This is a genomic window from Chryseobacterium sp. 3008163, assembly GCF_003669035.1.
GTDB lineage: Bacteria > Bacteroidota > Bacteroidia > Flavobacteriales > Weeksellaceae > Chryseobacterium.
Genome location: NZ_CP033070.1, coordinates 1,926,364 through 1,950,610, shown reverse-complemented (window position 1 = coordinate 1,950,610; position 24,247 = coordinate 1,926,364). Strand labels below are relative to the sequence as shown.

General features: G+C 33.9%; 35 protein-coding genes and 2 pseudogenes. 36 read left to right on the top strand and 1 reads right to left on the bottom strand.

Annotated elements, in window-relative coordinates; genetic code table 11:
* The 24 genes and pseudogenes from rplV (at position 1) to EAG08_RS08705 (ending at position 12,446) form a co-directional block, all read left to right on the top strand.
* A complete protein-coding gene (gene rplV, locus EAG08_RS08820; protein ID WP_047442260.1) occupies positions 1-399 on the top strand; it encodes a 50S ribosomal protein L22 in 399 nt (132 codons plus the stop codon).
* 8 nt (positions 400-407) lie between these two features.
* Positions 408-1,151, top strand: coding sequence for a 30S ribosomal protein S3 (gene rpsC / locus EAG08_RS08815; RefSeq protein WP_129535109.1), 744 nt, complete (start codon positions 408-410; stop codon positions 1,149-1,151).
* Between the two features lie 78 nt (positions 1,152-1,229).
* Entirely contained in the window at positions 1,230-1,655 is a 426-nt protein-coding gene (gene rplP / locus EAG08_RS08810) for a 50S ribosomal protein L16 (RefSeq protein WP_047442258.1), read from the top strand.
* 11 nt (positions 1,656-1,666) lie between these two features.
* A pseudogene (gene rpmC / locus EAG08_RS08805) lies at positions 1,667-1,851 on the top strand (50S ribosomal protein L29).
* 11 nt (positions 1,852-1,862) lie between these two features.
* Positions 1,863-2,117 (top strand): 30S ribosomal protein S17, encoded by a 255-nt coding sequence (gene rpsQ / locus EAG08_RS08800; RefSeq protein ID WP_027383312.1) that lies wholly within the window; start codon positions 1,863-1,865, stop codon positions 2,115-2,117.
* A complete protein-coding gene (gene rplN / locus EAG08_RS08795) occupies positions 2,117-2,485 on the top strand; it encodes a 50S ribosomal protein L14 (protein WP_034684837.1) in 369 nt (122 codons plus the stop codon). The genes rpsQ and rplN overlap by 1 nt, the downstream gene beginning before the upstream one ends.
* Before the next feature lie 19 nt (positions 2,486-2,504).
* Positions 2,505-2,831, top strand: a complete 327-nt coding sequence (gene rplX / locus EAG08_RS08790) for a 50S ribosomal protein L24 (RefSeq protein WP_129535108.1) — start codon at positions 2,505-2,507, stop codon at positions 2,829-2,831.
* A 13-nt stretch (positions 2,832-2,844) separates the two neighbouring features.
* A complete protein-coding gene (gene rplE / locus EAG08_RS08785; RefSeq protein ID WP_129535107.1) occupies positions 2,845-3,396 on the top strand; it encodes a 50S ribosomal protein L5 in 552 nt (183 codons plus the stop codon).
* 3 nt (positions 3,397-3,399) lie between these two features.
* Positions 3,400-3,669, top strand: coding sequence for a 30S ribosomal protein S14 (rpsN, locus tag EAG08_RS08780; protein WP_047442254.1), 270 nt, complete (start codon positions 3,400-3,402; stop codon positions 3,667-3,669).
* Between the two features lie 349 nt (positions 3,670-4,018).
* A complete protein-coding gene (gene rpsH, locus EAG08_RS08775) occupies positions 4,019-4,417 on the top strand; it encodes a 30S ribosomal protein S8 (protein WP_129535106.1) in 399 nt (132 codons plus the stop codon).
* A gap of 17 nt (positions 4,418-4,434) precedes the next feature.
* Positions 4,435-4,980 (top strand): 50S ribosomal protein L6, encoded by a 546-nt coding sequence (gene rplF / locus EAG08_RS08770; protein WP_129535105.1) that lies wholly within the window; start codon positions 4,435-4,437, stop codon positions 4,978-4,980.
* Positions 4,981-4,994: 14 nt separating this feature from the next.
* Positions 4,995-5,348, top strand: a complete 354-nt coding sequence (gene rplR / locus EAG08_RS08765) for a 50S ribosomal protein L18 (RefSeq protein WP_129535104.1) — start codon at positions 4,995-4,997, stop codon at positions 5,346-5,348.
* A gap of 19 nt (positions 5,349-5,367) precedes the next feature.
* Positions 5,368-5,889, top strand: coding sequence for a 30S ribosomal protein S5 (gene rpsE / locus EAG08_RS08760; RefSeq protein ID WP_129535103.1), 522 nt, complete (start codon positions 5,368-5,370; stop codon positions 5,887-5,889).
* Between the two features lie 10 nt (positions 5,890-5,899).
* Positions 5,900-6,076 carry a 50S ribosomal protein L30 gene (rpmD, locus tag EAG08_RS08755; RefSeq protein ID WP_047442249.1) on the top strand — a complete coding sequence of 59 codons (177 nt, stop codon included), beginning with the start codon at positions 5,900-5,902 and terminating at the stop codon, positions 6,074-6,076.
* 19 nt (positions 6,077-6,095) lie between these two features.
* Positions 6,096-6,545, top strand: coding sequence for a 50S ribosomal protein L15 (gene rplO / locus EAG08_RS08750; protein ID WP_129535102.1), 450 nt, complete (start codon positions 6,096-6,098; stop codon positions 6,543-6,545).
* An 8-nt stretch (positions 6,546-6,553) separates the two neighbouring features.
* Entirely contained in the window at positions 6,554-7,933 is a 1,380-nt protein-coding gene (gene secY / locus EAG08_RS08745; RefSeq protein WP_129535101.1) for a preprotein translocase subunit SecY, read from the top strand.
* A gap of 3 nt (positions 7,934-7,936) precedes the next feature.
* The gene (gene infA / locus EAG08_RS08740; protein WP_027387199.1) at positions 7,937-8,152 is read left to right on the top strand and encodes a translation initiation factor IF-1; all 216 of its coding nucleotides are present in this window, start codon (positions 7,937-7,939) and stop codon (positions 8,150-8,152) included.
* A gap of 165 nt (positions 8,153-8,317) precedes the next feature.
* On the top strand, positions 8,318-8,434 hold the full coding sequence (gene rpmJ, locus EAG08_RS08735; RefSeq protein WP_007839480.1) for a 50S ribosomal protein L36: 117 nt from the start codon (positions 8,318-8,320) through the stop codon (positions 8,432-8,434).
* Between the two features lie 3 nt (positions 8,435-8,437).
* Entirely contained in the window at positions 8,438-8,815 is a 378-nt protein-coding gene (rpsM, locus tag EAG08_RS08730) for a 30S ribosomal protein S13 (protein ID WP_047442246.1), read from the top strand.
* 12 nt (positions 8,816-8,827) lie between these two features.
* Positions 8,828-9,217: a 30S ribosomal protein S11 gene (rpsK, locus tag EAG08_RS08725; protein ID WP_129535100.1), complete on the top strand. Its 390-nt coding sequence runs from the start codon at positions 8,828-8,830 to the stop codon at positions 9,215-9,217.
* Between the two features lie 19 nt (positions 9,218-9,236).
* Positions 9,237-9,845, top strand: a complete 609-nt coding sequence (gene rpsD / locus EAG08_RS08720; protein WP_129535099.1) for a 30S ribosomal protein S4 — start codon at positions 9,237-9,239, stop codon at positions 9,843-9,845.
* Between the two features lie 33 nt (positions 9,846-9,878).
* A complete protein-coding gene (locus EAG08_RS08715) occupies positions 9,879-10,874 on the top strand; it encodes a DNA-directed RNA polymerase subunit alpha (RefSeq protein WP_047442244.1) in 996 nt (331 codons plus the stop codon).
* Between the two features lie 6 nt (positions 10,875-10,880).
* Positions 10,881-11,402, top strand: a complete 522-nt coding sequence (gene rplQ, locus EAG08_RS08710) for a 50S ribosomal protein L17 (RefSeq protein ID WP_129535098.1) — start codon at positions 10,881-10,883, stop codon at positions 11,400-11,402.
* Between the two features lie 141 nt (positions 11,403-11,543).
* Complete coding sequence (locus EAG08_RS08705; protein WP_164998550.1) at positions 11,544-12,446, top strand: ankyrin repeat domain-containing protein; 903 nt, start codon at positions 11,544-11,546, stop codon at positions 12,444-12,446.
* 57 nt (positions 12,447-12,503) lie between these two features.
* On the opposite strand, the gene EAG08_RS08700 is transcribed toward EAG08_RS08705, so the two are convergent.
* On the bottom strand, positions 12,504-12,932 hold the full coding sequence (locus EAG08_RS08700) for a hypothetical protein (RefSeq protein WP_129535096.1): 429 nt from the start codon (positions 12,930-12,932) through the stop codon (positions 12,504-12,506).
* A 178-nt stretch (positions 12,933-13,110) separates the two neighbouring features.
* Here EAG08_RS08700 and EAG08_RS08695 point away from each other — a divergent pair, with 178 nt between their 5' ends.
* From EAG08_RS08695 to ctlX, 12 genes and pseudogenes are all read left to right on the top strand, one after another.
* Positions 13,111-13,743 carry a response regulator transcription factor gene (locus tag EAG08_RS08695; RefSeq protein ID WP_129535095.1) on the top strand — a complete coding sequence of 211 codons (633 nt, stop codon included), beginning with the start codon at positions 13,111-13,113 and terminating at the stop codon, positions 13,741-13,743.
* An 18-nt stretch (positions 13,744-13,761) separates the two neighbouring features.
* Entirely contained in the window at positions 13,762-14,484 is a 723-nt protein-coding gene (locus EAG08_RS08690; protein ID WP_164998549.1) for a hypothetical protein, read from the top strand.
* Between the two features lie 636 nt (positions 14,485-15,120).
* Positions 15,121-15,591 carry a sensor histidine kinase gene (locus tag EAG08_RS22005; RefSeq protein ID WP_228446836.1) on the top strand — a complete coding sequence of 157 codons (471 nt, stop codon included), beginning with the start codon at positions 15,121-15,123 and terminating at the stop codon, positions 15,589-15,591.
* The gene (locus EAG08_RS22000) at positions 15,588-15,905 is read left to right on the top strand and encodes a sensor histidine kinase (protein WP_228446835.1); all 318 of its coding nucleotides are present in this window, start codon (positions 15,588-15,590) and stop codon (positions 15,903-15,905) included. Before EAG08_RS22005 ends, EAG08_RS22000 begins: the two co-directional genes overlap by 4 nt.
* Positions 15,906-16,136: 231 nt before the next feature.
* On the top strand, positions 16,137-16,355 hold the full coding sequence (locus EAG08_RS08680; RefSeq protein ID WP_129535093.1) for a hypothetical protein: 219 nt from the start codon (positions 16,137-16,139) through the stop codon (positions 16,353-16,355).
* A gap of 12 nt (positions 16,356-16,367) precedes the next feature.
* Positions 16,368-17,504, top strand: a complete 1,137-nt coding sequence (locus tag EAG08_RS08675) for a hypothetical protein (protein WP_129535092.1) — start codon at positions 16,368-16,370, stop codon at positions 17,502-17,504.
* Positions 17,505-17,693: 189 nt separating this feature from the next.
* Positions 17,694-18,986, top strand: coding sequence for a phosphopyruvate hydratase (gene eno / locus EAG08_RS08670; RefSeq protein ID WP_129535091.1), 1,293 nt, complete (start codon positions 17,694-17,696; stop codon positions 18,984-18,986).
* 88 nt (positions 18,987-19,074) lie between these two features.
* Positions 19,075-20,360: pseudogene (locus EAG08_RS08665) on the top strand (citrate synthase).
* 612 nt (positions 20,361-20,972) lie between these two features.
* Complete coding sequence (locus tag EAG08_RS08660; protein ID WP_129535089.1) at positions 20,973-21,887, top strand: dimethylarginine dimethylaminohydrolase family protein; 915 nt, start codon at positions 20,973-20,975, stop codon at positions 21,885-21,887.
* Between the two features lie 16 nt (positions 21,888-21,903).
* Positions 21,904-22,398, top strand: coding sequence for a hypothetical protein (locus EAG08_RS08655; RefSeq protein WP_129535088.1), 495 nt, complete (start codon positions 21,904-21,906; stop codon positions 22,396-22,398).
* Positions 22,399-22,631: 233 nt separating this feature from the next.
* Positions 22,632-23,267, top strand: coding sequence for a hypothetical protein (locus EAG08_RS08650; RefSeq protein WP_129535087.1), 636 nt, complete (start codon positions 22,632-22,634; stop codon positions 23,265-23,267).
* Between the two features lie 17 nt (positions 23,268-23,284).
* Positions 23,285-24,208: a citrulline utilization hydrolase CtlX gene (gene ctlX / locus EAG08_RS08645; RefSeq protein WP_129535086.1), complete on the top strand. Its 924-nt coding sequence runs from the start codon at positions 23,285-23,287 to the stop codon at positions 24,206-24,208.
* Positions 24,209-24,247: the final 39 nt, after the last annotated feature.

Sequence of the window (24,247 nt, the reverse complement as noted above, 5' to 3'; positions counted from 1 at the left end):
ATGGGATCAAGAAAAAGAGAAAGTGCATTAGCACGTAAATTAACAAATCAAGATGTAGTAAAAGCATTACACAATGATTGCCCGACATCTCCTAGAAAGATGAGATTAGTTGCTGATATTATCAGAGGGGTAGAAGTTGACAAAGCTTTAAGCATCCTAAAATATTCAAAAAAAGGAGCTTCTGAGAAATTAGAAAAAGTATTACTTTCTGCGATGGCCAACTGGCAAACAAAGAATGATGGTGCTGATATTGAAGAAGCTAACCTTATCGTTAAAGAAATTTTTGTAGACAGTGCAAGACAATTGAAGAGACTAAGACCAGCTCCACAAGGTAGAGGGTACAGAATCAGAAAAAGATCAAACCACATTACACTAATCTTAGGTACAAAAGAAAATTAATTCAAGGTATGGGACAGAAGACAAATCCAATTGGTAACAGATTAGGTATCATCAGAGGATGGGATTCTAACTGGTTTGGTGGTAAAAACTACGGTGATAGAATCGCTGAAGATTACAAAATCAGAAGATACCTTGAAGCAAGATTATCTAAAGGTGGAATTTCAAAAATTTATATTGAAAGAACACTTAAATTAGTAACTGTAACAATCACTACTGCTAGACCGGGTTTAATCATCGGTAAAGGAGGTCAGGAAGTTGACAAGTTAAAAGAAGAATTGAAGAAACTTACAAAAAAGGATATTCAAATCAATATTTTCGAAATCAAAAGACCTGAGCTTGATGCAGTATTAGTTGCAGACAGTATCGCTAAGCAGATCGAAAACCGTATCTCATACAGAAGAGCTGTGAAAATGGCAATCGCTTCTACAATGAGAATGGGTGCTGAAGGTATTAAAGTTCAAATCTCTGGTAGATTGAACGGTGCTGAAATGGCAAGATCTGAGTCTTTCAAAGACGGTAGAATTCCATTATCAACTTTCAGAGCAGATATCGATTATCATATCGGTGAAGCATTAACTCAATACGGTAAGTTAGGAGTTAAAGTTTGGATCATGAAAGGAGAAGTTTACGGAAGAAGAGATCTTTCTCCATTAGTAGGACAACAGAAGAAAGGTGGTCCTTCAGGTGGCGGAAACAGAGGAGGTGGAGACAGAGACAACAGAAGACCTTCTAGAGATAAAAAAAATAATTAATAAAATTTTAGAGGATAGTTTTTAAATGACCGTTACTTTTTTAAAATCTAAATTCTAAAATCTAAAATTTAAGAAATTATGTTACAACCAAAAAGAACCAAATTCCGTAGAGTTCACAAGATGAAAATGAAGGGGATTGCTCAAAGAGGTAATCAACTTGCTTACGGAACTTTCGGAATCAAAGCTAATGAAGGTGCTTGGATCACTGCTAGACAGATCGAAGCTGCTCGTATCGCTGCGACAAGATATATGAAAAGAGAAGGTCAACTATGGATCAAAATATTTCCAGATAAGCCTATTACTAAAAAACCAGCCGAAGTAAGGATGGGTAAAGGTAAAGGTGCTGTAGAATATTGGGTAGCTGTAGTAAAACCAGGTAAAATTATGTTCGAAATCGGAGGTGTATCTTACGAAATCGCTAAGGAAGCTTTAAGACTTGCTGCACAGAAATTACCAGTTACGACTAGATTTATAGTTGCAAACGATTTTGTTAAACCTCTTTAATCTCTGAAACAATGAAACAAGCTGAAATTAAAAATCTAAGCGCTGAAGATATTCAAGCAAAATTGGCTGAAGCTAAAGCTCAATTCTCAAAATGAAATTGGCTCACAAAATCAGTCCACTTGAAAATCCAATCCAAATCAGAGATTTGAGAAAGACAATCGCAAGACTAAACACTGAGTTAACTAACAAACAATAATCCTTTTTACAATGGATAGAAATTTAAGAAAAGAAAGAATCGGAGTGGTTTCCAGCAATAAAATGGAAAAAACTATTGTTGTTAGTGAAACTACAAGAGTAAAGCACCCGATGTATGGTAAATTCGTTTTGAAAACGAAAAAATATACTGCACACGACGAGAACAACGAATGCACAGAAGGAGATACTGTATTAATTACAGAAACAAGACCTTTGAGCAAGAGCAAGAGATGGAGATTAGTAAGAATCATTGAAAAAGCTAAGTAATGTTACAAACAGAATCAAGATTAAAAGTTGCTGATAACACAGGTGCTAAAGAAGTACTAGTGATCAGAGTTCTGGGAGGTACCAGAAGAAGATATGCTTCAGTTGGTGATAAAATCGTAGTTACTATTAAAGATTCTACACCATCAGGAAACGCTAAGAAAGGTCAAGTATCAAAGGCGGTAGTAGTAAGAACTAAAAAAGCAGTTAGAAGAAAAGATGGATCTTACATCAAATTCGAAGACAATGCTTGTGTTTTACTAAACGCTGGTGGAGAAATGAGAGGAACACGTGTTTTCGGACCTGTGGCTCGTGAGTTGAGAGACAAAGAATATATGAAAATCATTTCATTAGCTCCTGAAGTACTTTAATATTTAAAATTTTAAAAAAATGTCAAAGTTAAAAATAAAAAGAGGAGATAACGTAATCATTACCACTGGTAAAAAAGATATCAAAGGTAAAACTGGTGAAGTTATTGAAGTGATCAAAAAAGAAGGAAAAGACCCTAGAGTAATCGTTGCAGGACTTAACATCGTTAAAAAACACGTTAAGCCTTCAGCTTCAAATCCTCAAGGAGGAATTACAGAAAAGGAAGCTTCTATTCATATCTCAAACATAGCTTTAGTTAATAAAGACGGAAAAGCTATCAAAGTTGGTTACAAAATCGACGGAGATAAGAAAGTAAGAATCGACAAAAAAACGGGTGAAACTTTATAATTTTAAATAACACATGGAATATATCGCAAGACCCAAAAAAGCATATCATGAAACAATTGTTCCAGCAATGATGGAAGAATTCGGATACAAATCAGTAATGCAGGTACCAAGACTAGAGAAAATTATTTTATCTCAAGGTTTAGGAGACGCTACTGCTGATAAAAAAATCATCGATTATGCTGTTGAAGAACTTACAAATATTACCGGGCAAAAAGCCGTAGGTACTATTTCAAAAAAGGATGAAGCTGCTTTCAAATTAAGAAAAGGTATGCCTGTAGGTGCTAAGGTAACTCTTAGAGCTCAGAAAATGTACGAATTCTTAGACAGATTGACTTCTTCTGCTTTACCACGTATTAGAGATTTTTCTGGTATCAAAGCTGACGGTTTCGATGGTAGAGGTAACTATAACTTAGGTATTACTGAGCAAATTATCTTCCCTGAGATCGTAATCGACAAAGTAAAGAAAATCCAAGGGATGGACATTACTTTCGTTACAACTGCGAAAACAGACAAAGAAGCTAAAGCATTATTAACTCACTTCGGTTTACCTTTCAAAAAGAACTAAGAAATGGCTAAAGAATCAATGAAAGCGCGTGAGCGCAAAAGAGAAGCTACTGTAGCTAAATACGCTGAAAAGAGAAAAGCTCTTAAAGAAGCTGGTGATTACGAAGGACTTCAAAAATTGCCTAAAAATGCTTCTCCTGTTAGATTACACAACAGATGTAAATTGACAGGGAGACCAAGAGGTTACATGAGAACCTTTGGTATTTCTAGAGTAACTTTCAGAGAAATGGCCAATAACGGTCTTATCCCGGGAGTGAAAAAAGCTAGTTGGTAAGCAATAAGAATTTTTACAGCTGACTTCTATATTTTTATAAGTCAGCTGTATTTTAATAAATAGAGTACAAAATTAAGTCGGCCTAGAGGCAGAGAAAAAATAATATTATTAATTTTTTTTGTACTTTTGCACCCGCTCAGGAAAATTATTATTTCTCTGGGAGACTAATCTTCGTTTTGGCTATGTTTATTAGAATAAAATGAAGTTAAAAAAAATCAAAGTGACAATTAAGTTGTTGAGATACTGAAGGTAAAGAGATCAGGTGAAGAAACATTCGGAACCATATAGTCTTTAATCTTCAAGTCTTTTCAATACTGATTGTCATTAACCAATAATTTAAAACAAAGAAATGGTAACAGATCCAATTTCAGATTTCCTAACAAGAGTAAGGAACGCACAAAGCGCAGGCCACAAGGTGGTGGAAATTCCTGCATCGAAAATCAAAAAGGAGCTTACGAAAATCTTATTTGATCAAGGGTATATCTTAAACTACAAGTTTGAAGATAGCGCTGTTCAAGGGACAATCAAAATCGCTCTTAAGTATGACAAGCAAACAAACAAGCCTGCAATCAAATCTATCCAGAGAGCTTCAAGACCAGGTCTAAGACAATACAAAGGTTCTACAGAACTTCCAAGGGTATTGAACGGTTTGGGTGTAGCGATTATCTCAACTTCTAGAGGAGTAATGACAGATAAGAAAGCTAGAGAAGAAAAAGTAGGTGGTGAAGTAATTTGCTATGTTTATTAATTTTTAATTAAAGGAAAATGTCAAGAATTGGTAAAGCAATTATAACAATTCCAGCTGGAGTTACTGTCACTGAAAAAGATGGCGTTGTAACTGTAAAAGGTCCTAAAGGAGAATTAGTTCAGGAACTTACAGAAGGAATTACTTTAGAACAAGAAGATGGAGTGCTTACATTCAGCAGACCATCTGATTCTAAACAACACAGAGCGCTACACGGTTTATACCGAGCGTTAGTAAATAACATGATTATTGGAGCTACTGAAGGTTTCACTAAGAAGTTAGAACTAGTGGGAGTAGGATATAGAGCTTCTCACTCAGGTCAAAAACTTGAGTTAGCTTTAGGTTTCTCTCACGGTATCGTACTAGAACTTCCAAAAGAAGTAGTAATCGATACATTGACTGAAAAAGGTAAAAACCCAATTATTACTTTAACGTCTCATGACAAGCAACTTCTAGGAATGGTTTCTGCAAAGATCCGTTCATTCAGAAAGCCTGAGCCATACAAAGGAAAAGGTGTAAGATTCGTAGGAGAAAATGTTAGACGTAAAGCTGGTAAATCTGCTTAATAAATTTTAAGAAAATGGCACTAAGTAAATTAGAAAAAAGAATAAGAATCAAAAGAAGAGTAAGAGGGAAAATCTCTGGATCTTCTGAATTGCCAAGATTATCTGTATACAAGAGTAATAAGGAAATTTACGCTCAGTTAATAGACGATAAAGATGGTAAAACGTTAGCCTCAGCTTCTTCGAGAGAAAAAGGTGTAGATGCTAATGGTACTAAAAGTGAAATTTCTGCTGCTGTAGGTAAAGCTATCGCTGCTAAAGCTATTGCTGCTGGAATTGAAGCTATTGTATTTGATAGAAACGGTTTCGTATATCACGGTAGAGTTAAGGCTCTAGCTGATGGTGCGAGAGAAGGAGGACTTAAATTCTAATCATTAAATTTCGGAAAATATGTTAGGACTAGATAATATAGAAAGAGTAAAACCGGGAGGATTAGAATTAAAAGATCGTCTCGTATCCGTAAACAGGGTAACAAAAGTAACTAAAGGGGGTAGAGCTTTCGGATTTTCTGCAATTGTTGTTGTAGGAGACGAAGCTGGAACTATCGGTTTTGGTTTAGGAAAATCTAAGGAAGTTGCTTCTGCTATTGCTAAAGCAGTAGAAGATGCTAAGAAAAACTTAGTAAAAGTTCCTGTAATGAACCATACAATTCCTCACCAAAGTTCTGCTAGATATGGTGGTGCTGATATCTTCTTGAGACCAGCTTCTCATGGTACAGGTCTTATTGCCGGTGGTGCGGTAAGAGCGGTATTGGAGTCTGCAGGTATTCACGATATCCTTTCAAAATCTAAAGGATCTTCAAACCCTCACAATGTGGTAAAGGCAACTTTCAAAGCATTGTTAGACATCAGAAGACCAGAAGAAATTGCAAGAATGAGAGGAGTTTCTCTAAGTAAAGTGTTTAACGGTTAATAAATATACAATGGCAACAATTAAAGTAAAACAAGTAAGAAGCGCTATTGGTAGAACAAAAACCCAAAAGAGAACGCTTGAAGCATTAGGATTTAAGAAACTTCACCAAGTTATAGAGCACGAAGCTACTCCTTCAATTTTAGGAATGATAGCTGCAGTTAGTCACTTACTTGAAGTTCAAAAATAATTTTTAAAATAATTTTAAAATGAATTTAAACAACATAAGACCTGCAGCAGGTTCTACTTTTAGTTCAAAGAGAATTGGTAGAGGACAAGGTAGTGGAAAAGGCGGTACAGCTGGGAAAGGTCACAATGGTCAGCAAGCTAGAGCTGGTTATTCTCAAAAAATCGGTTTTGAAGGTGGACAGATGCCTTTGCAAAGAAGACTTCCTAAATTCGGTTTCAGAAACGTAAACAGAAAAGAATACAGAGGTATTAACCTGGATGATATTCAAAACTTAATTGATACTAAATCTATAACAGGAGATATTACTAAAGAAGTTTTGGTACAAAACGGTTTAGCTACCAAAAACGAAATAGTGAAAATTATGGGTAGAGGTGAATTGAAATCTGCGGTTTCAATTTCTGCTGACAAATTCACTAAATCTGCTGAAGAATTGATTTCTAAAGCAGGTGGAAAAGCAATTACCTTATAATATTACTAATGAAAGAATTTATACAAACCCTTAAGAATATTTGGAGCCTTAAAGAACTGAGAGACAAAATTCTCTTTACTTTAGGTATTATCCTTGTGTATAGATTCGCATCTTTCATCTCTCTACCTGCGATTAACCTTGCAGAAGTAGGAGATCTCTTAGAGCATTATAAAAATCAAGGCGGTAACAAGCAAGGAGCAGGTCTCCTTGGCTTGCTTTCGTCGTTTACGGGTGGGGCTTTCAGCCACGCTTCCGTGATGGCGTTAGGTATCATGCCTTATATTTCTGCTTCTATTATTGTTCAGTTGATGGGGATGGCTATCCCTTATCTTCAGAAGCTTCAAAAAGACGGAGAGTCTGGTAGAAATACATTGAATCAAATTACTAGATGGTTAACAATTGGGGTTTGTCTTGTACAGGCGCCTTCTTATTTAACTTCTATTACTCAATTATTCTTACCGTATGCTCAGTTCCAGTCTGCATATTTTGTAGATCCAAACTCTATTATGTTCTGGTTGCCAAGTATTGTTATCTTGGTAGGTGGTTCTGTATTTGCGATGTGGTTAGGTGAAAAAATTACCGATAAAGGTATTGGAAATGGTATTTCTATCCTTATTATGGTAGGTATTTTATCTAGATTACCAGAAGCATTTGTACAGGAAATCGCTGTACAGAACGGAAAAGGAGGTTTAGGATCGATCATGATTTTGGTTGAAGTAATATTCTGGATGTTGGTTGTTCTTTTAGCAGTAGTACTATCTGTTGCTGTCAGAAAAATCCCTATCCAGTATGTAAGCAGAGCTCAGGCAAGAGGAGGTGTTAATAAAAATCTTATGCAGGGAGCAAGACAGTGGATTCCATTGAAAGTTAATGCAGCTGGGGTTATGCCAATCATTTTTGCTCAGGCATTAATGTTTGTACCTGGTTTATTGACAAAATTTGATGAGTCTAATACTTTTCTTGCAGGTTTCAAGAATGTTTTTAGCTGGCAGTACAATGTATTGTTTGCACTATTAATTATTATCTTTTCATTTTTCTATACCGCAATTACAATTCCGGTGAACCAAATGGCTGATGATTTAAAGAGAAACGGAGGTTTGGTACCGAAGGTAAGACCTGGTAAAGAGACAGCTGATTACTTAGATGACATTTTATCAAAAATTACCTTGCCAGGTGCAATATTTTTATCTATCTTTGCAGTCCTTCCAGCAATAGTGCATGGGAGTCTTGTTCAGACAGATGCGTTCGCCCTATTTTTCGGGGGAACTTCGTTGCTAATTATGGTTGGGGTGGTATTAGATACTGTTCAACAGATTAACACATATCTGCTGAATCATCATTATGATGGCTTAATGCAGTCTAAACTATCAAGATCGACTGGATATTAATTTATGGCAAAACAGAAACATATTGAACAGGATGGCGTTATTACGGAAGCACTTTCGAACGCCCAGTTCCGTGTAGAACTAGAAAATGGGCATATGCTTATCGCTCATATTTCTGGTAAAATGAGAATGCATTATATTAAACTTTTACCTGGTGATAAGGTAAAACTTGAAATGTCTCCTTACGATTTATCAAAAGGGAGAATTACATTTAGATATTAAACAAAATGCCAAATGGAATCTTTTGATCTCCATTTGGCTATTGTTAAAAAATAAATACTCAATATTGAAGTCATTTTGATGACTGTATTAGTATAAAATAATAATTATATTTCAAATGAAATCGAAAGATTCCATTTGTCCTTTTTAAAAGATTATATATATCAAATGAAAGTTAGAGCATCAATTAAAAAAAGAAGTGCTGATTGCAAGATCGTTCGCAGAAAAGGCGTTCTATTTGTAATCAACAAGAAGAACCCAAAATTTAAACAAAGACAAGGCTAAATTATGGCGAGAATTTCAGGTATTGATTTACCAAAAAACAAAAGAGGTGTTATCGGTTTAACTTACATCTATGGGGTAGGAAGAAGTACTTCTTCTGAAATCCTTAAAGCTGCCGGTATCAGCGAAGACAAGAAAGTCAACGAATGGAATGACGATGAATTGGCTGCAATCAGAAATTACATCACTGAAAACATTAAAGTAGAAGGTGAGCTTAGATCTGAAGTGCAATTGAACATTAAGCGATTAATGGACATAGGATGCCAACGAGGAATACGTCACAGACTAGGACTACCTTTAAGAGGCCAGAGAACGAAAAACAACTCGAGAACCCGTAAAGGAAAGAGAAAAACAGTTGCTAACAAGAAAAAAGCAAGTAAATAATCGTTAGGAATTATGGCAAAACAAAGTAAAGTAGTTAAAAAAAGAAAAGTAAAAGTTGAGGCTATTGGTGAAGCGCATATTCAAGCTTCTTTCAATAACATCATCATTTCTTTAACAAATAAAAACGGAGAAGTTATCTCTTGGGCATCTGCCGGTAAAATGGGGTTCAGAGGTTCTAAAAAGAACACTCCTTTTGCTGCTCAAATGGCAGCAGAAAATTGCTCAAACGTAGCTCACGAGGCTGGTTTAAGAAGAGTAAAGGTGTATGTGAAAGGTCCTGGTGCAGGTAGAGAATCTGCTATCAGAACAATTCACAATTCAGGTATCGAGGTTAGCGAAATTATTGACGTTACTCCTATGCCACACAATGGATGTAGACCACCAAAAAGAAGAAGAGTTTAATTTTTAGAATTTACCCATTATGGCAAGATATATTGGACCTAAAACAAAGATTGCTAGAAAGTTTGGTGCTGCAATCTACGGAGATGATAAGAACTTCGAGAAAAGAAAAAACCAACCGCCAGGACAACATGGTGTTAACAAAAGAAGAGGAGCAAAGAAATCTGAATACGCTGTCCAGTTGATGGAAAAGCAAAAAGCTAAATATACTTATGGTATTTTAGAAAGACAGTTTGCTAACTTATTCGAAAAAGCGCACAGAAGTAAAGGTGTAACAGGTGAAGTTTTATTACAGCTTTGCGAATCAAGATTGGATAACGTTGTATACAGATTAGGTTTTGCTAAAACCAGAGCTGGTGCAAGACAGTTGACTTCTCACAGACACATCACAGTGAATGGTGAGATCCTTAACATTCCTTCTTATTTGGTAAAAGCTGGTGATGTAATCGCTGTAAGAGAAAAATCTAAGTCTCTAGAGGTTGTTGCAGATGCTTTAGCTTCTAAAGCAAACTATGAGTGGTTACAATTCAACGATGAGAAAAAGCAAGGTACTTTCGTATCTGCTCCTGAGAGAATCCAAATCCCGGAAGACATCAAGGAACAGCTTATCGTCGAACTTTACTCTAAATAATTTTTTAATCAAATTTTTGCTCAACCCAATAATATGGCAATTTTACAATTCATAAAACCCGATAAAGTAATTCTACTTAACTCTGATGAATTTAAAGGTCAATTCGAATTCAGACCTTTAGAACCAGGTTTCGGGCTTACAATCGGTAATGCTTTGAGAAGAGTGTTGCTTTCTTCTCTGGAAGGATACGCTATTTCATCTATCAAAATAGAAGGTGTAGAGCACGAATTTTCAACGATTCCAGGAGTAATTGAAGACGTTACCGAAATTATTCTTAACCTTAAGCAGGTAAGATTAAAAGCTACGGCAGAAAACCAAACTAACGAACAGGTTGTTGCTAAAGTTTCCGGTCAAACTGTAATTACTGCTGGGGATTTAGGTAAATCTATCAACGGTTTTGAGATTCTTAATCCAGAATTGATGATCTGTAACTTAAACTCAGATGTAACTTTCGAAATCACGTTTAATGTAGAAAAAGGAAGAGGGTATGTACCTTCAGACCAAAACAAGTCAAACAATGCTCCTGTAGGAACTATTGCTATTGACTCTATTTTTACGCCGATCAAAAAAGTGCAGTACAGCATTGAAAATTATCGTGTAGAGCAAAAAACAGACTACGAAAAATTAGTATTAGATATTGAAACTGACGGTTCTATAAGCCCTCAGAATGCTTTAACTGAAGCTTCTAAGATATTGATTTATCACTTCATGTTGTTCTCTGATGAGAGAATCACTCTAGAAACTGAAGCTGTAAAGGCATCTATCCAATACGATGAAGAAACTCTTCACACAAGACAACTTCTTAAGTCTAAATTAGCAGATATGGATCTTTCTGTAAGAGCCCTAAACTGTCTGAAAGCGGCTGAAGTTGAAACATTGGGAGAACTAGTTTCTTACAGTAAGTCTGATTTGATGAAATTCAGAAATTTTGGTAAAAAATCTTTGACAGAACTAGAAGAATTAGTGCATTCAAAAGGTCTTAACTTCGGTTTCGACGTTGCAAAATATAAATTAGACGCTGATAATTAAATAATAATGAGACACGGTAAAAAATTCAATCACTTAGGAAGAACAGCTTCTCACAGAAGCGCGTTACTTTCTAATATGGCTTGTTCTCTGATTGAGCATAAAAGAATCAACACTACTGTAGCTAAAGCGAAAGCTTTAAGAGTATACGTTGAGCCTCTATTAACAAAAGCAAAAGAAGATACTACACACAACAGAAGAATTGTTTTTTCATATCTTCAAAGTAAAGAAGCGGTTACTGAATTATTCAGAACTGTAGCTCCGAAAATCGCTGAAAGAAACGGTGGTTATACGAGAATCATCAAGACTGGTTTCAGACCTGGTGATGCTGCAGATACTGCTTTGATCGAGTTAGTTGATTTCAATGAGCTTTATAATCCTAATGCTGAGGAGAAGAAGACGACAAGAAGAAGTAGAAGATCTACTTCTACTGCAAAAGTAGCTGTTGAAGCAACTCCAGCAGTAGAAGAAAAAGTTGAAGAGCCTAAGGCAGAAGCAACTGATTCTACAGAAGAGAAAACAGAAGAATAATAAAGTTCTTTTTTCTTATAAATTAAAACCAAGCTAATAGCTTGGTTTTTTTGTTTATTACTTAAATACTTCTTAAGTGAAATATTGTTCATATTTATAAAAATATTAATACATTTACGACTGTAAAACACACTTATGAGAATGAACACAAATTGCAAGAAAAAAAATGTACTACTTTATGCATTAATATTAAGTTTATATGCATGCCAGTCAATACCTGATTCTAAAAAAACGACTAATTCTAAAATAGCAGAAGATGCAGTATCCAAGACTGAAGAGATTTCTTTTGCACAGGTTAAAATATCTCCACTCAATAGAGAAATGCTGGATGCAGCAGCACAGGGTAATTTAAAAAAACTGGAGGAGGCTATAAATAAAGGAGCAGATATTAATGTACGTGGAAATGGGTATGCAACAGCATTGATGAATGCATCCTTATCAAACCATCCCGAAGTTGTTTCGTTTTTGCTTAAAAAGGGAGCGCTAATAAATGCACAGGATGAAGTAGGTGAAGCAGCTCTAACGCGATCCGTTTCTAGCCAGAATAATGAAATTCTTAATATACTGCTTCATGCAGGTGCAAATATTAATTTAGAAAATAAAAAAGGAATAAGCCTTTTAGAATATGCTATCTCAGATAGAAACTATCCTGTTATTCTTACTCTCTTAGACCATAAAATAGATGTTAAATCAAAAGATGAAAGTACTTACCTATTAAAGCTTGCAGATTGGGGAACAGCGGTTGGCGTTGCTGGTTTAAATGGGAGAGAGATACACCCTTCCGATAAAGAAGAAATTAAGATTATGCAAAAGTTGATTGATATGGGCGTAAATGTTAATCAGCAAAATAAGAAAGGATGGACCGCCTTGATGGTTAGTGTAGAATCAGCACCTCTATCTATTGTTCAGTTTTTACTTGACAAGGGAGCAAACGTTAATTCCAAAGATAATTTGGGATGGACTGCTTTAGATTGGGCCAAAAATGCTGGCCGGGAAGATATTCATCAGTTGCTGCTAAAATATGAAGGAAAAGCTGGAAAATAATATTCATTCAGATATATAAAAAAAACCGTTCAGATTTCTGAGCGGTTTTTTTGTGCCTTATATTTTGGTTTTTACCAATTCAATAATGTTATCACCTTGATGTATAATTAGACTGTCGCCTTTCACCGTAGCTTTCATATCAGCTTTTTCATAAGTTGTTTCATTGGTTTTGGCTTCAGACTTTTCTAGTACAAAAGTCTTGTTGTTATTAGTCACTTTCAAAGTTCTCTTTTCCGGATTATAGTCATAAACAACTTTTACCAAAGTTCCGTCGGTTGCTTTATAAACATAATCTGTTTTGATGCTTTTCTTTCCATTTACATCAACATTGTAAGCAATCGTAGAATCTGCTTTTCCGTCGTCTGCAAGAACCGTTTGTTCAGAATTTTCGGTTTTTACAATTCTTTTATTTCCGCTCTCATTTTTTTTGCAGCCAACTAAAGATACAGCCAAAAAAGATGTCGCGATTAGAATACTTCTTTTCATTCAATATATTTTTGTTATTATTAATTTAAATTAATTCCCCAATTGTGAAATTTTCTTTAAATTTAATAAAAACAAAAAACAAACCAATAACCCTGAACTCAAAATTCTATTATTACACAAACGTGTAATTGTTTCTGCTTTGTTTTCTGTCGAAATTTGTTTTAAAGAAATAACAAACATGAGCATTTCCATAGCCATAGTAGAAGACGAAAAAAACTACAACAATGCGTTGAAGAAAGTGATCGATTACCAGACTGATATGAAGGTGATCGCACAGTTTTTTGACGGAAATGCCGCTCTCAAAAATTTATCTGTTCTTTCTCCAGATGTAGTCATGATGGATATCCAACTTCAGGATATGCTCGGAATTGATATTATAGGAAAGTTAAAAAAAGATATGCCTACATCTCAATTCATCATGTGTACAAGCTTTGAGAATGATGAAATGATTTTTAATTCCCTAAAAGCCGGTGCAATGGGATATCTTATCAAGGGAGAAAGTATGGATAAGATTCTCTCTTCAATAAGAGATGTGTACAACGGCGGTGCCCCGATGAGTTTTTCAATTGCCAGAAGAGTTTTAAATCATTTTGAAAGAAAAACAATTGAAGAGAAAGATTATGAAGAACTCACAAAACGTGAAACCGAAATCGTAGAACTTTTATCTCAAGGTCTTTTATACAAAGAAATTGCAGATAAAATATTTGTTAGCATCGATACCGTAAAAAAACACGTCGGAAACATCTACAGAAAGCTTCACGTAAATAATAAAGTTGAAGCTATAAATAAATTTAACCATTTTAAAAATTAAAACTAAAAACTAGAAATTATGAGCTTAAAGCAAAAAATGACTCCAGCAGAGAAGAAATTACATCTTATCGAACTTATTTTAAAGATAGATTTCGGAAATTGGGATAGAGATAAGTCAAAAAATAGTAGATATGAAAAACTTCTTTCGTTATTAAAAATAGATTTAAATGAGGAGATTGAAAAAAAAGTTGCAGAACAAGAAGTTGCAAAAATGCAGGATTTTGCACTTCTAAACTCTCCCGAGTATTTTCTGATTCATGATATAGGGAATGTTTTTAATGCGAATATATACACTTCAGATTATCTGCATATATATTTTGTGTACAGTGCTGCAGGAGTAAGTTTATTGTTCAGGTTTAACGGCCATCCAGTAAACGACAGTCAAAATATAACTTTTTCTGCCGAAGACACTATATATATGCTGGAAGGAGAATATTTGAAGGAAATTCTTCCTCAAGATGCTAAAACTTGTATAGAGGCTTTTGCGAGGTTGTATAATTCTGGAAATTTTGACCAAAATAAATTTAGCTACACTCAATATATTACTTTTAATAGTGGTAATATTAAAAAACATTATAGCAGCTTTCCCGTTGTTACAAAATTTTTAGCAGCTGCTAAAAATGATCCTGTTGATGGAAAGTTAAGACAAAATATTATTCTGGAGATACCAACCTTACACGTAATTAATGCAGAGACATCACTTTCGGAAGCTTATTTTAACATTGGAAATATGCAACCCTAATGTATGCTGAATTTCAGTTCGCCTATTTATCAGTTCTGTTTCTTGTAACAGCCTTTTCTCTTTCTTTAGTTTTGAAGGGAAAAGTTCAACAAGAATACTTATACATTTATTTAATGGTAAGTTTTTTTCTGGACTTCGTTATGTACTGTTTTCAGTTGTTTTTTAAGAGTACGGCAAACTTTGGCTTTCTTTATAATATTTACATCTTGTTTTGTGGGGTGTTTTTCTTGATATATCTAAATAGAAACCAAACCAAACACTTAAAAACAATAACGACCCTGATTTTTTGTGTTTTTTTTGTAATTTTTTCTTTTTATATTTTTAAAAGTTTTGTAGAAATTAATCAGGTTATAGGTATTGCATTCTCATTTTTATACATCTTCTACAGTCTTATCTGGTTTTATGGCAAGATAATGAAGCCAGATAAAAAAAGTATTTTGGATGATCCGAAATTTTGGATTTCAAGCGGATTGTTGTTTTGGGGCGTTTTTTTTATTCTTAGAATTATTCCAAGATATCTGTTTAATAAAGTTGACGAGCAATTTTTAATTGCCTCACAGTTGTTCTTCTTTATAATAAATATGGTTTTTTATGCAATGTTTTTTGTTTCATTATTAAAGTACAAGAAGGGAATTAATGGATAATATATCTGAGATCAAAATTACTTATATCATGATTACGATTGTGATGATGTTCTTTGTGGTGTTTATTATTTTTGTAGTGATAGTTTACAACAGAAAACAACTTCTTCACATCAAAGAAAAACAACTTCAGCAATCAGAATACCAAAACCAGCTTCTCCAAAAAGAACTCGAGAAACAAAAATCGATAGAAAAAGAAAGACAACGTATTTCTCACGATATGCATGATGATCTTGGAGCGGGGATTTCAGCATTAAAACTTCAGGCAGAATTTTTAATGCAGAAGGCAGAAGATGAAGATTTAATAAGCGACATTAATGAACTTCTAAAAACCTCTGAAGAAATGAATATCTCTATGCGTGAAATGCTTTGGAGTTTAAATTCAGGTAATGATACCGTCGGAAGTTTCGTTGAATATGCTAAAACTTATGCCGAGGGTTTTTTAAAAAAACACCAATTGTATTGACTTTTGATAAAGATCAAATAACTTCTGAAACACCTATCTCAACAGAATTAAGACGTAGTATGTTTCTATGTATCAAAGAAGCTTTAAACAATGCTTATAAATATAGTGGCGCAGATCAACTGAAGCTTTCGTTTATCCAGAAGAATAAATATTTGATTATGGAAATATCAGACAATGGCAGAGGATTTAAATTAGAAAATGCAACAGGAAACGGTCTCCGGAATATGGATCGCAGAATGAAAGAGTCTTGTGGGAAATTTGAAATTTCATCCACAGAAAACGGAACTTCTATTTTCTTCAAGATTAGCTTATAATCTCTTTTGAAAAATATTAAAGCAGCATCATTTTTATGGTGCTGTTTTTTTGTTATGAGAATCACCCGTTTGTGTAATTGATTGGCTGTTTTTTAAATCGGAAATTTGAGATGTAAAACTTTTAAAACTAATAACCATGAAAACATTAAAATTAAACATCGAAGTAAAAAATGGAACGTCAATCTTAGGCATTGTATTTAAACTTTTTAAAAAGGAGATGATAAGCCTTTAGTGGAAGGAACTGAAGAAGGTTCTTTTTCACATGACTTTACAGATTTAAAAGGTGAGTATGATTTGTACATTATTGGTTCCAATCCTTTATCTGAAAACAAAAAGACAGTCATAAAATTAGGAGGAGAAGGGTTTACCTATGATAAAACTTCAGACCCGAACCCGACAACAAGAACAGGTAAGTCATATTTTGTTACATATTCATTTAATACAAATTAAAAACTACAAATCATGAAAAATTTTATACAAAAAATTATCTTGAGTTTGTTTTTTCTAAATGTGATATTATTTTCTGCTCAAAATGGAAAAACAAATCAAGATAGCTTATCATCAGCAAATCTTTACAATTTTTTACAAGAGACAAAATCTGGAAACTGGAAGGATGTTTTTACAGATTTTATGCAAGCTTCATTAAAAGATATTACGGGTGATAAAAAAGCTCTACAGTTCAAAGCAAATTTATTTTCACTAAAGTCAAAAGCAGATAATGATTTGCTAATAGATTACAATTACACGAAAGAAAAGTTTAGCAGAAATTTTCAGATAGAAGTAGGTTTAGATTTAGATAACGACTATAAATTTAAAGGCTTTAATTATGGATTTGATTGGGCAATTGTTAATAAAAGAGACTCAACTGTTGCAAGTTTAGCTAAGACTGAACCCGGTAAGCTTTTTGACTTCATGAGTTCTGACATCGTGGTTGCTTTTCAAAAATATCGTAATGATGCTAAGCCAAGTGAGGAAGAGATTTTACAGTTGAAAGAAAAAATCGACAAAATTTTAGCAGAAAAAAGATATGTTCCAAAAGATAAGCTGCCAAAAGAAATAGCAAATTTAGTGTCAGCAAATTACGATCAGATATCTACAGATTTTGCAAGTTTATTTCAAAAGCAAGTAGATAGCATCAAACGTCAACCTTTGCTGACAATTGGTTTTAAAAGCAATTTTCGAAAAGATTCTAAATTTTTTGACGAGTATAATATCAACATGGTTTACCTACAAGGTATCAAATCTGAAAAAACAAATTTAGAAATAGATTTTAGAAATCATTATAAAGTGACTGATAGTATTTCTATGGCTGTTTATAAGAGAAAAGAATTTGCTTCTCAGTTGGGTTTAAATATTTCTGTTATAGCGAAAAATGAAGTCTCTTTTTTAGAAGTTAAACCAAACTTTGAGTTCAGAAGAATCTTTTCCGGATTGATAAAAGACGAAAAATACAATCAATTTTTTGCCAATGCAGATGTGAGAGTGAGGATTCTAAAGAATTTGTGGCTGCCTCTAATTTTAAAGTATAATGTTGACAACGGGAAACTCTTCGGTTTTCTGAATGTCAGTTTCAATTTTGATGCAGTGAAAAAAGAATAAATGAACAAAATAATAAAAAAACCTTTTTTGAAATAATTCAAAGAAGGTTTTTTTATTATTTTAATTAATGCTTAATAACAATCCCAATATTAACTAAAATTTAACTCAAAAAACATCAATTACCATACTTCGAATAACGAAAAAACTTATTTTTTAATTAAATTTGTCTAAACTATAAATAAACAAAAAATGAGTTACATTTCTTACATAGAAGCGAGACAGATTTTGGATTCAAGAGGTAATCCTACAGTTGAAGTTGATGTATTTACAGAAAGTGGTGCGATGGGTCGTGCTGCAGTGCCTTCTGGAGCATCTACCGGAGAACATGAAGCAGTAGAATTGCGTGATGGCGGTTCTGAATGGATGGGAAAAGGTGTTTCTAAAGCTGTAGAAAATGTAAGAGAAGTAATTGCTCCCGAGTTAGTAGGTCTTCCGGTTTATGATCAGAATCTTTTAGATCAGATCATGATCGACTTAGATGGTACGAAAAACAAAGGGAATATCGGTGCTAATGCAATTCTTGGTGTTTCTTTAGCTGCTGCAAAGGCTGCTGCTGCTGAACTAAAAATGCCGTTATACAAATATATCGGTGGTGTAAATGCTAATACACTTCCTGTTCCGATGATGAACGTAATCAATGGTGGATCTCACTCAGATGCCCCGATTGCTTTTCAGGAATTTATGGTAATGCCGGTAAAAGCAGATTCTTTCTCTCATGCATTGAGAAAAGGAACTGAGATTTTCCACAACTTGAAAGCGATTCTTCATTCAAGAGGTCTTTCTACTGCGGTAGGTGACGAAGGAGGTTTTGCACCAACTTTCAAAGGAACAGAAGATGCTTTAGATACTTTGCTTCAGGCTATTGAAAAAGCTGGTTACAAGCCTGGTGATGATGTGATGATCGCATTAGATTGTGCAGCTTCAGAATTCTATAAAGACGGAGTTTATGATTACAGAAAATTCCAGACTCCTGATGCAGCTCAATTCACAAGCAGCGAGCAGGTTTCTTATTTAGCTGAATTGGCAAACAAATATCCAATCATTTCTATTGAAGACGGTATGCAGGAAAACGACTGGGAAGGTTGGAAAATGTTAACTGATAAAATCGGTGATAGAGTACAATTGGTAGGTGACGATTTATTCGTAACTAATGTTGAAAGATTAAAAAGAGGTGTTGACGAAGGAATTGCTAACTCAATTTTGGTTAAAGTTAACCAAATCGGTTCTCTTTCTGAAACAATGGCAGCAGTTCAAATGGCTCAGCACAACAAATTTACCTCAGTAATGTCTCACAGGTCTGGTGAAACGGAAGATTCTACAATTGCAGATTTGGCAGTTGCTATGAATTGCGGTCAGATCAAAACAGGTTCTGCCTCAAGATCAGACAGAATGGCGAAATACAACCAATTATTAAGAATTGAAGAAGCTTTGGGTGATACAGCTTATTTCCCAGGATTAGATGCTTTTAAAATCAAAAGATAATCAATTGAATTTATAAATAACGGCGAACGAAATTTTTTGTTTGCCGTATTTTATAATAAATAGTATATTTAAAAAAATAAATTAAATAATGTCAGACAACAAAGTTATATTGAATTACGACGGTAATTCGTATGAATATCCAATCGTGGATAGTACAATCGGAGACAGAGGAATAGATATTTCAAAATTAAGAGACCAGACAGGTCTTATTACCCTAGATTTAGGATACAAAAATACAGGTGCAACACTAAGCGAGATTACCTATCTTGATGGTGACCAAGGAGAATTGTTCTACAGAGGTTACCCTATCGAGCAAATCGCTGAAAAATCAAACTTTACTGAGGTAATGTACCTTTTGTTACACGGTGAATTGCCTACAAAAGAACAATTTGAAACTTTCAACGGGAATATCAAAAAATATAACTTCGTAGCAGAGGAGATGAAAAAAATCATCGACGCTTTCCCTCGTTCTGCTCACCCAATGGGAGTTTTATCTTCTCTTACTTCTGCATTAACTGCTTTTAATCCTAAAGCGGTTAACGTACAGTCTAAAGAAGAGATGGATCTTGCTGCAGAATTGCTGATTGCTAAATTTGCTCACCTTGCTGCTTGGACTTACAGAAAAACTTTAGGTTTACCATTAAACCATGGAGATAATAGCCTGAACTATGTAGAAAACTTCTACAAAATGGCTTTCAGATTACCAAATGAAGAGTTTGAAATCAATCCTGTAGTTACTGCTGCTTTAGATAAATTATTGATTCTTCACGCTGACCACGAGCAAAACTGTTCTACATCTACTGTAAGAATGGTAGGTTCTGCTCACACAGGTCTTTTTGCTTCGGTTTCTGCGGGTATTTCTGCACTTTGGGGGCCGCTTCACGGTGGTGCAAACCAAGCAGTTATCGAAATGCTTGAGTTAATCGAAAAAGATGGTGGAGACGTTAACAAGTGGGTGGAGAAAGCTAAAGATAAAAATGACAGCTTCCGTTTGATGGGCTTTGGACACAGAGTGTACAAAAACTTCGATCCAAGAGCGAAAATCATCAAAAAAGCTGCTGACGATTTGTTACTTGCATTGGGAATTGAAGACAAAGCTCTTGATATTGCAATGCAGTTAGAGAAAGTAGCTCTTGAAGACGAATACTTCATCGAAAGAAAATTATATCCAAACGTAGATTTCTATTCAGGAATCATCTACAGAGCGTTAGGAATTCCTACAGAAATGTTTACCGTAATGTTCGCATTAGGAAGACTTCCGGGATGGATCGCTCAATGGAAAGAAATGAGACTAAAAGGAGACCCGATCGGAAGACCAAGACAGGTTTACCAAGGAGCTCAAAAAGAGATTACATCGATATTACCAACAGATAATATTGTTTTCTCAGATAAATTTAAAATCCCAAAGTTTTTTGCTTTGGGATTTTTTGTTCTTTATGTTAAAGCTTTTCACTGTATTGGATTTTAAATTTTTAGCAGTAAATATCCACAATAGAAATTATAATTTTTTTAAAGAAAAGAGCTATCAATCGAATAAAAAGCTACGTAGGAACATCATGTTTGTATCAGAAAAGACATCATTAATCAATCAGCTAATTGATAGTATCCACTTTATAATTTATATCTAAATCAAAAATTATTCAAAAAGATGAACCTAATACGATGTTTTGGTCATTCAAAATTGCTTATTTCTAAAAATTCTTTTTGAATCGACATTCTAAATAACCCAAAATTGTAAACTGTAATTTTCAGTCTAAAGATAATATCATTTGATTTCAAGATCGATCCCTTATTTCTATCTGAAAAAGCGAAATTAAACAGATAGAATTTGAATATTTCTACAACATTTCAAGCCAATATTGTAGGCGTAAATTCCATGCATTTATTCAATATTAAATTTTCGACTTCAACGCCGTTTCATTATATTTGTGGCTCATGCTATGTACAGAACGCTTTATTTAAAGCCAATACATCAGAAGAATTTTTATGAAATTAAATATCAAAAACGAAACTGGGAAACTGAAATCAGTGGTTTTGGGTCAGCCCAATTCAATGGGGGCAGATCCTACTTTAGAAGAAAGTTATGATGCAAAATCATACCATTCTATCCAGCACAATATTTATCCGAAAGAAAAAGATATCATTGATGAAATGGAAGCTTTTGAAAAAGTACTGAAGAAATATGATGTAGAAGTTTTGCGTCCGAGTATTATCAAAGATTACAATCAGGTTTTTGCAAGAGATGTTTCGTTTGTTATTGAAGATAAAATGATAATTTCTAATGTCATTGCCGATCGCGCCGACGAACAAGATGCTTACCGATCAATTTTTGAAAAAGTAAAATGGAGAGATATCATTAATCTTCCCGATACTGCTCATATCGAAGGTGGTGATGTCATCGTGTGGAATGACTTTATTTTCATTGGAACTTGTTTTTCACAAGATTACAGAAATTACAAAACAGCCCGTACCAACGAATACGCTATTGAAATTCTTAAAGAATATTTTCCAAAGAAAAGAATTCTAGATTTTGAACTAAAGAAAAATGACAGAGAACCCTATCAGGGAATTTTGCATTTAGATTGCACTTTCAACCCGATTGGTACTGATAAATGTATTGTTTACAAAAACGGTTTTGTTGACGAAAGTGATTACAACTTAATCATCGATATTTTCGGAGAAGAAAATTGTTTCCATGTCAATGACGAAGAAATGTTTGAAATGTTCCCGAATATTTTCTCAATTTCTCCAGAAGTCGTTGTTTCAGACAGTTCGTTTACAAGAATGAATAATCACCTGAGAAATGAGTGGGGAATGACGGTTGAAGAAATTCCGTACAGAGAAATTTCTAAAATGGGTGGTTTGTTGAGATGTTCTACGATGCCTTTGGTGAGGGAATAAACCAAATTGAAGTTTATTGAAAAAATTAGTTGTATTTTTCCTTCTGCTATCTATATGCAGAGCTTATTCTCAGCAAAAAATCAACTGGGCAGAAGTTTTATATGGAGATATTAAAGGTTTAAGAGAAAATAAAATTAAGACTTTAAAGCTAAAAAAAGACAATAAAGTTCTCCGATCTATTGAAGTAATTTCAGACAAATCGATTCTGGTAAAAGATTCGTTAAATATCCAATACTTTGATTTTGATGACGAAAATAGACTGATTTCTGTAAAGTTGGTCAAAGACATGTGGCAACAACAATTTAATTTAAATTTTAAAAATAATTACGTCAATCAGCTTTCAAAAGCAATTGATAATAATGGAGTTGTCACCTTCAGTAAATTTTCAAAAGTATCTTTTAACAATACTTTGTACGAAGAAAGGGATGTCTACAACTTTGATAGTAAGAAAAAAGATTCAATCTATGTTTTCAGAACAAAATATTTTTTTAATCAAAAAATCCAGATTTAGGTTATGAAGAAACCTATGATAATGGAAAAATTTGGAATAAAAAATATTTCAATCAAACTGAAGTAAAGAAAGAAATATTTGCTGATTATCATACGATAGATTCAATTTTACAGAAAGATTATAAAGTCACGAAATACCATTTTGATAATTACCCTGATCATCAAATCATCAGGATTGAAAAAGATTCTATTCTTACCATTCATAAAAAAAATGGAAAAAAAGTAAGTGAAAAATTGGAATATGCAGGCTCACCTTTTAGAGAAGTTTTTTACGATGGAAATGAGAATATAAAAGAAGAAATTGTTTACAAGAATTATCAAAACGGTTTTAATGAATGGATTCTTTGGGAAGAAATAAAATATGATGGAAAGGGAAAGCGCCTCAGCCGTAAATTTCCTAATAAATCTATATACAAAATTAAAGACGGAATTTTAGTTTATAGACAAAATGTACATAGAATCAAAGGTTGTGGTAATTCTTATACTGTCAAAAACAAAATGTTATCAATGTATTATCTGCAACTCTATTCTTCTTCGATATTATTTAACTTAAAACTGAGTAAGAATTTCGTTGATAATTTTGATACAGCAGCTTTTGAGGAGGATGAAGAATTAGTTTATGCTCATTTAAATTTTACTGACAATTCAAACGTTCCAGCAGATTATTCAGCATCAAAAGATATAAAAGATGAATTGAGAAGAACGTCCAAGAGCCTTAGGAGAAAAGAGTGGTACTTGAAAAAATATTTCGAAGGTTTGGAAGTGGAAGTAGAAACAATGACAGGTAAAAAATACAAAATCAATCTCTCACAAATTCCAGAATTTCTATCTTTCCCGATTCATATATTTTTAACAAAAGAAGATTATTAATAAAAAATCAAGCAAAAATGCAAACAACAGATACAGTATTAATGATAGAGCCGATCGCATTCGGTTATAATGCAGAAACAGCTGAGAACAACTACTTTCAGGTAGAGCAGAAAGGTGCAGACATTCAGTCAAAAGCTTTGGCAGAATTCAAAATTTTTGTTGAAAAACTAAAAAGTAAAGGAATCAATGTCATTACGATAAAAGATACCATCGATCCTCACACGCCAGATTCTATTTTTCCAAACAACTGGGTAAGTTTTCACAATGATGGAAAAGTGGTTTTATATCCGATGTTCGCTACCAACAGAAGGGTTGAACGAAGGGAAGATATCATTGAAAGCATCAAAAACCAAGGTTTTGAAGTTAGTGAAATCGACGATTGGTCTTTACCTGAAATTCAGGGACATTTTTTGGAAGGGACTGGAAGTATGATTTTCGATCACGATAATAAAATAGCTTACGGCTCGGTTTCTTTGAGATTAGATGAGAATTTATTCAGAGAATTTTGTGCTAAATATGATTTCACGCCTGTCGTTTTCCATTCTTTTCAAACGGTGGGAGAAGAAAGACTTCCAATTTATCATACCAATGTGATGATGTGCGTGGCAGATAAGTTTGTCGTGATTTGTCTTGATTGCATCGATAATGAACTGGAAAGAAGTAAAGTCATTGAAACCATTAAAAATTCAGGAAAAGAAATCATAGAAATTTCCGAAGAACAAATGCAGCAGTTTGCCGGAAATATGCTTCAGGTTCAGAATAAAGATGGCGAAAAATTTCTCGTAATGAGTCAGACTGCTTATCAGTCTTTAAATGCTGAGCAAATTTCAAATATTGAAAAGTATTGCGAAATTATTTATTCAGATTTGAATACCATTGAAGTGAACGGAGGAGGAAGCGCTCGTTGTATGTTGGCTGAAGTCTTCTTGCCTAAAAAATAATTCATTTTAATTTAATAAAATACAACTTCTGACTTTTAA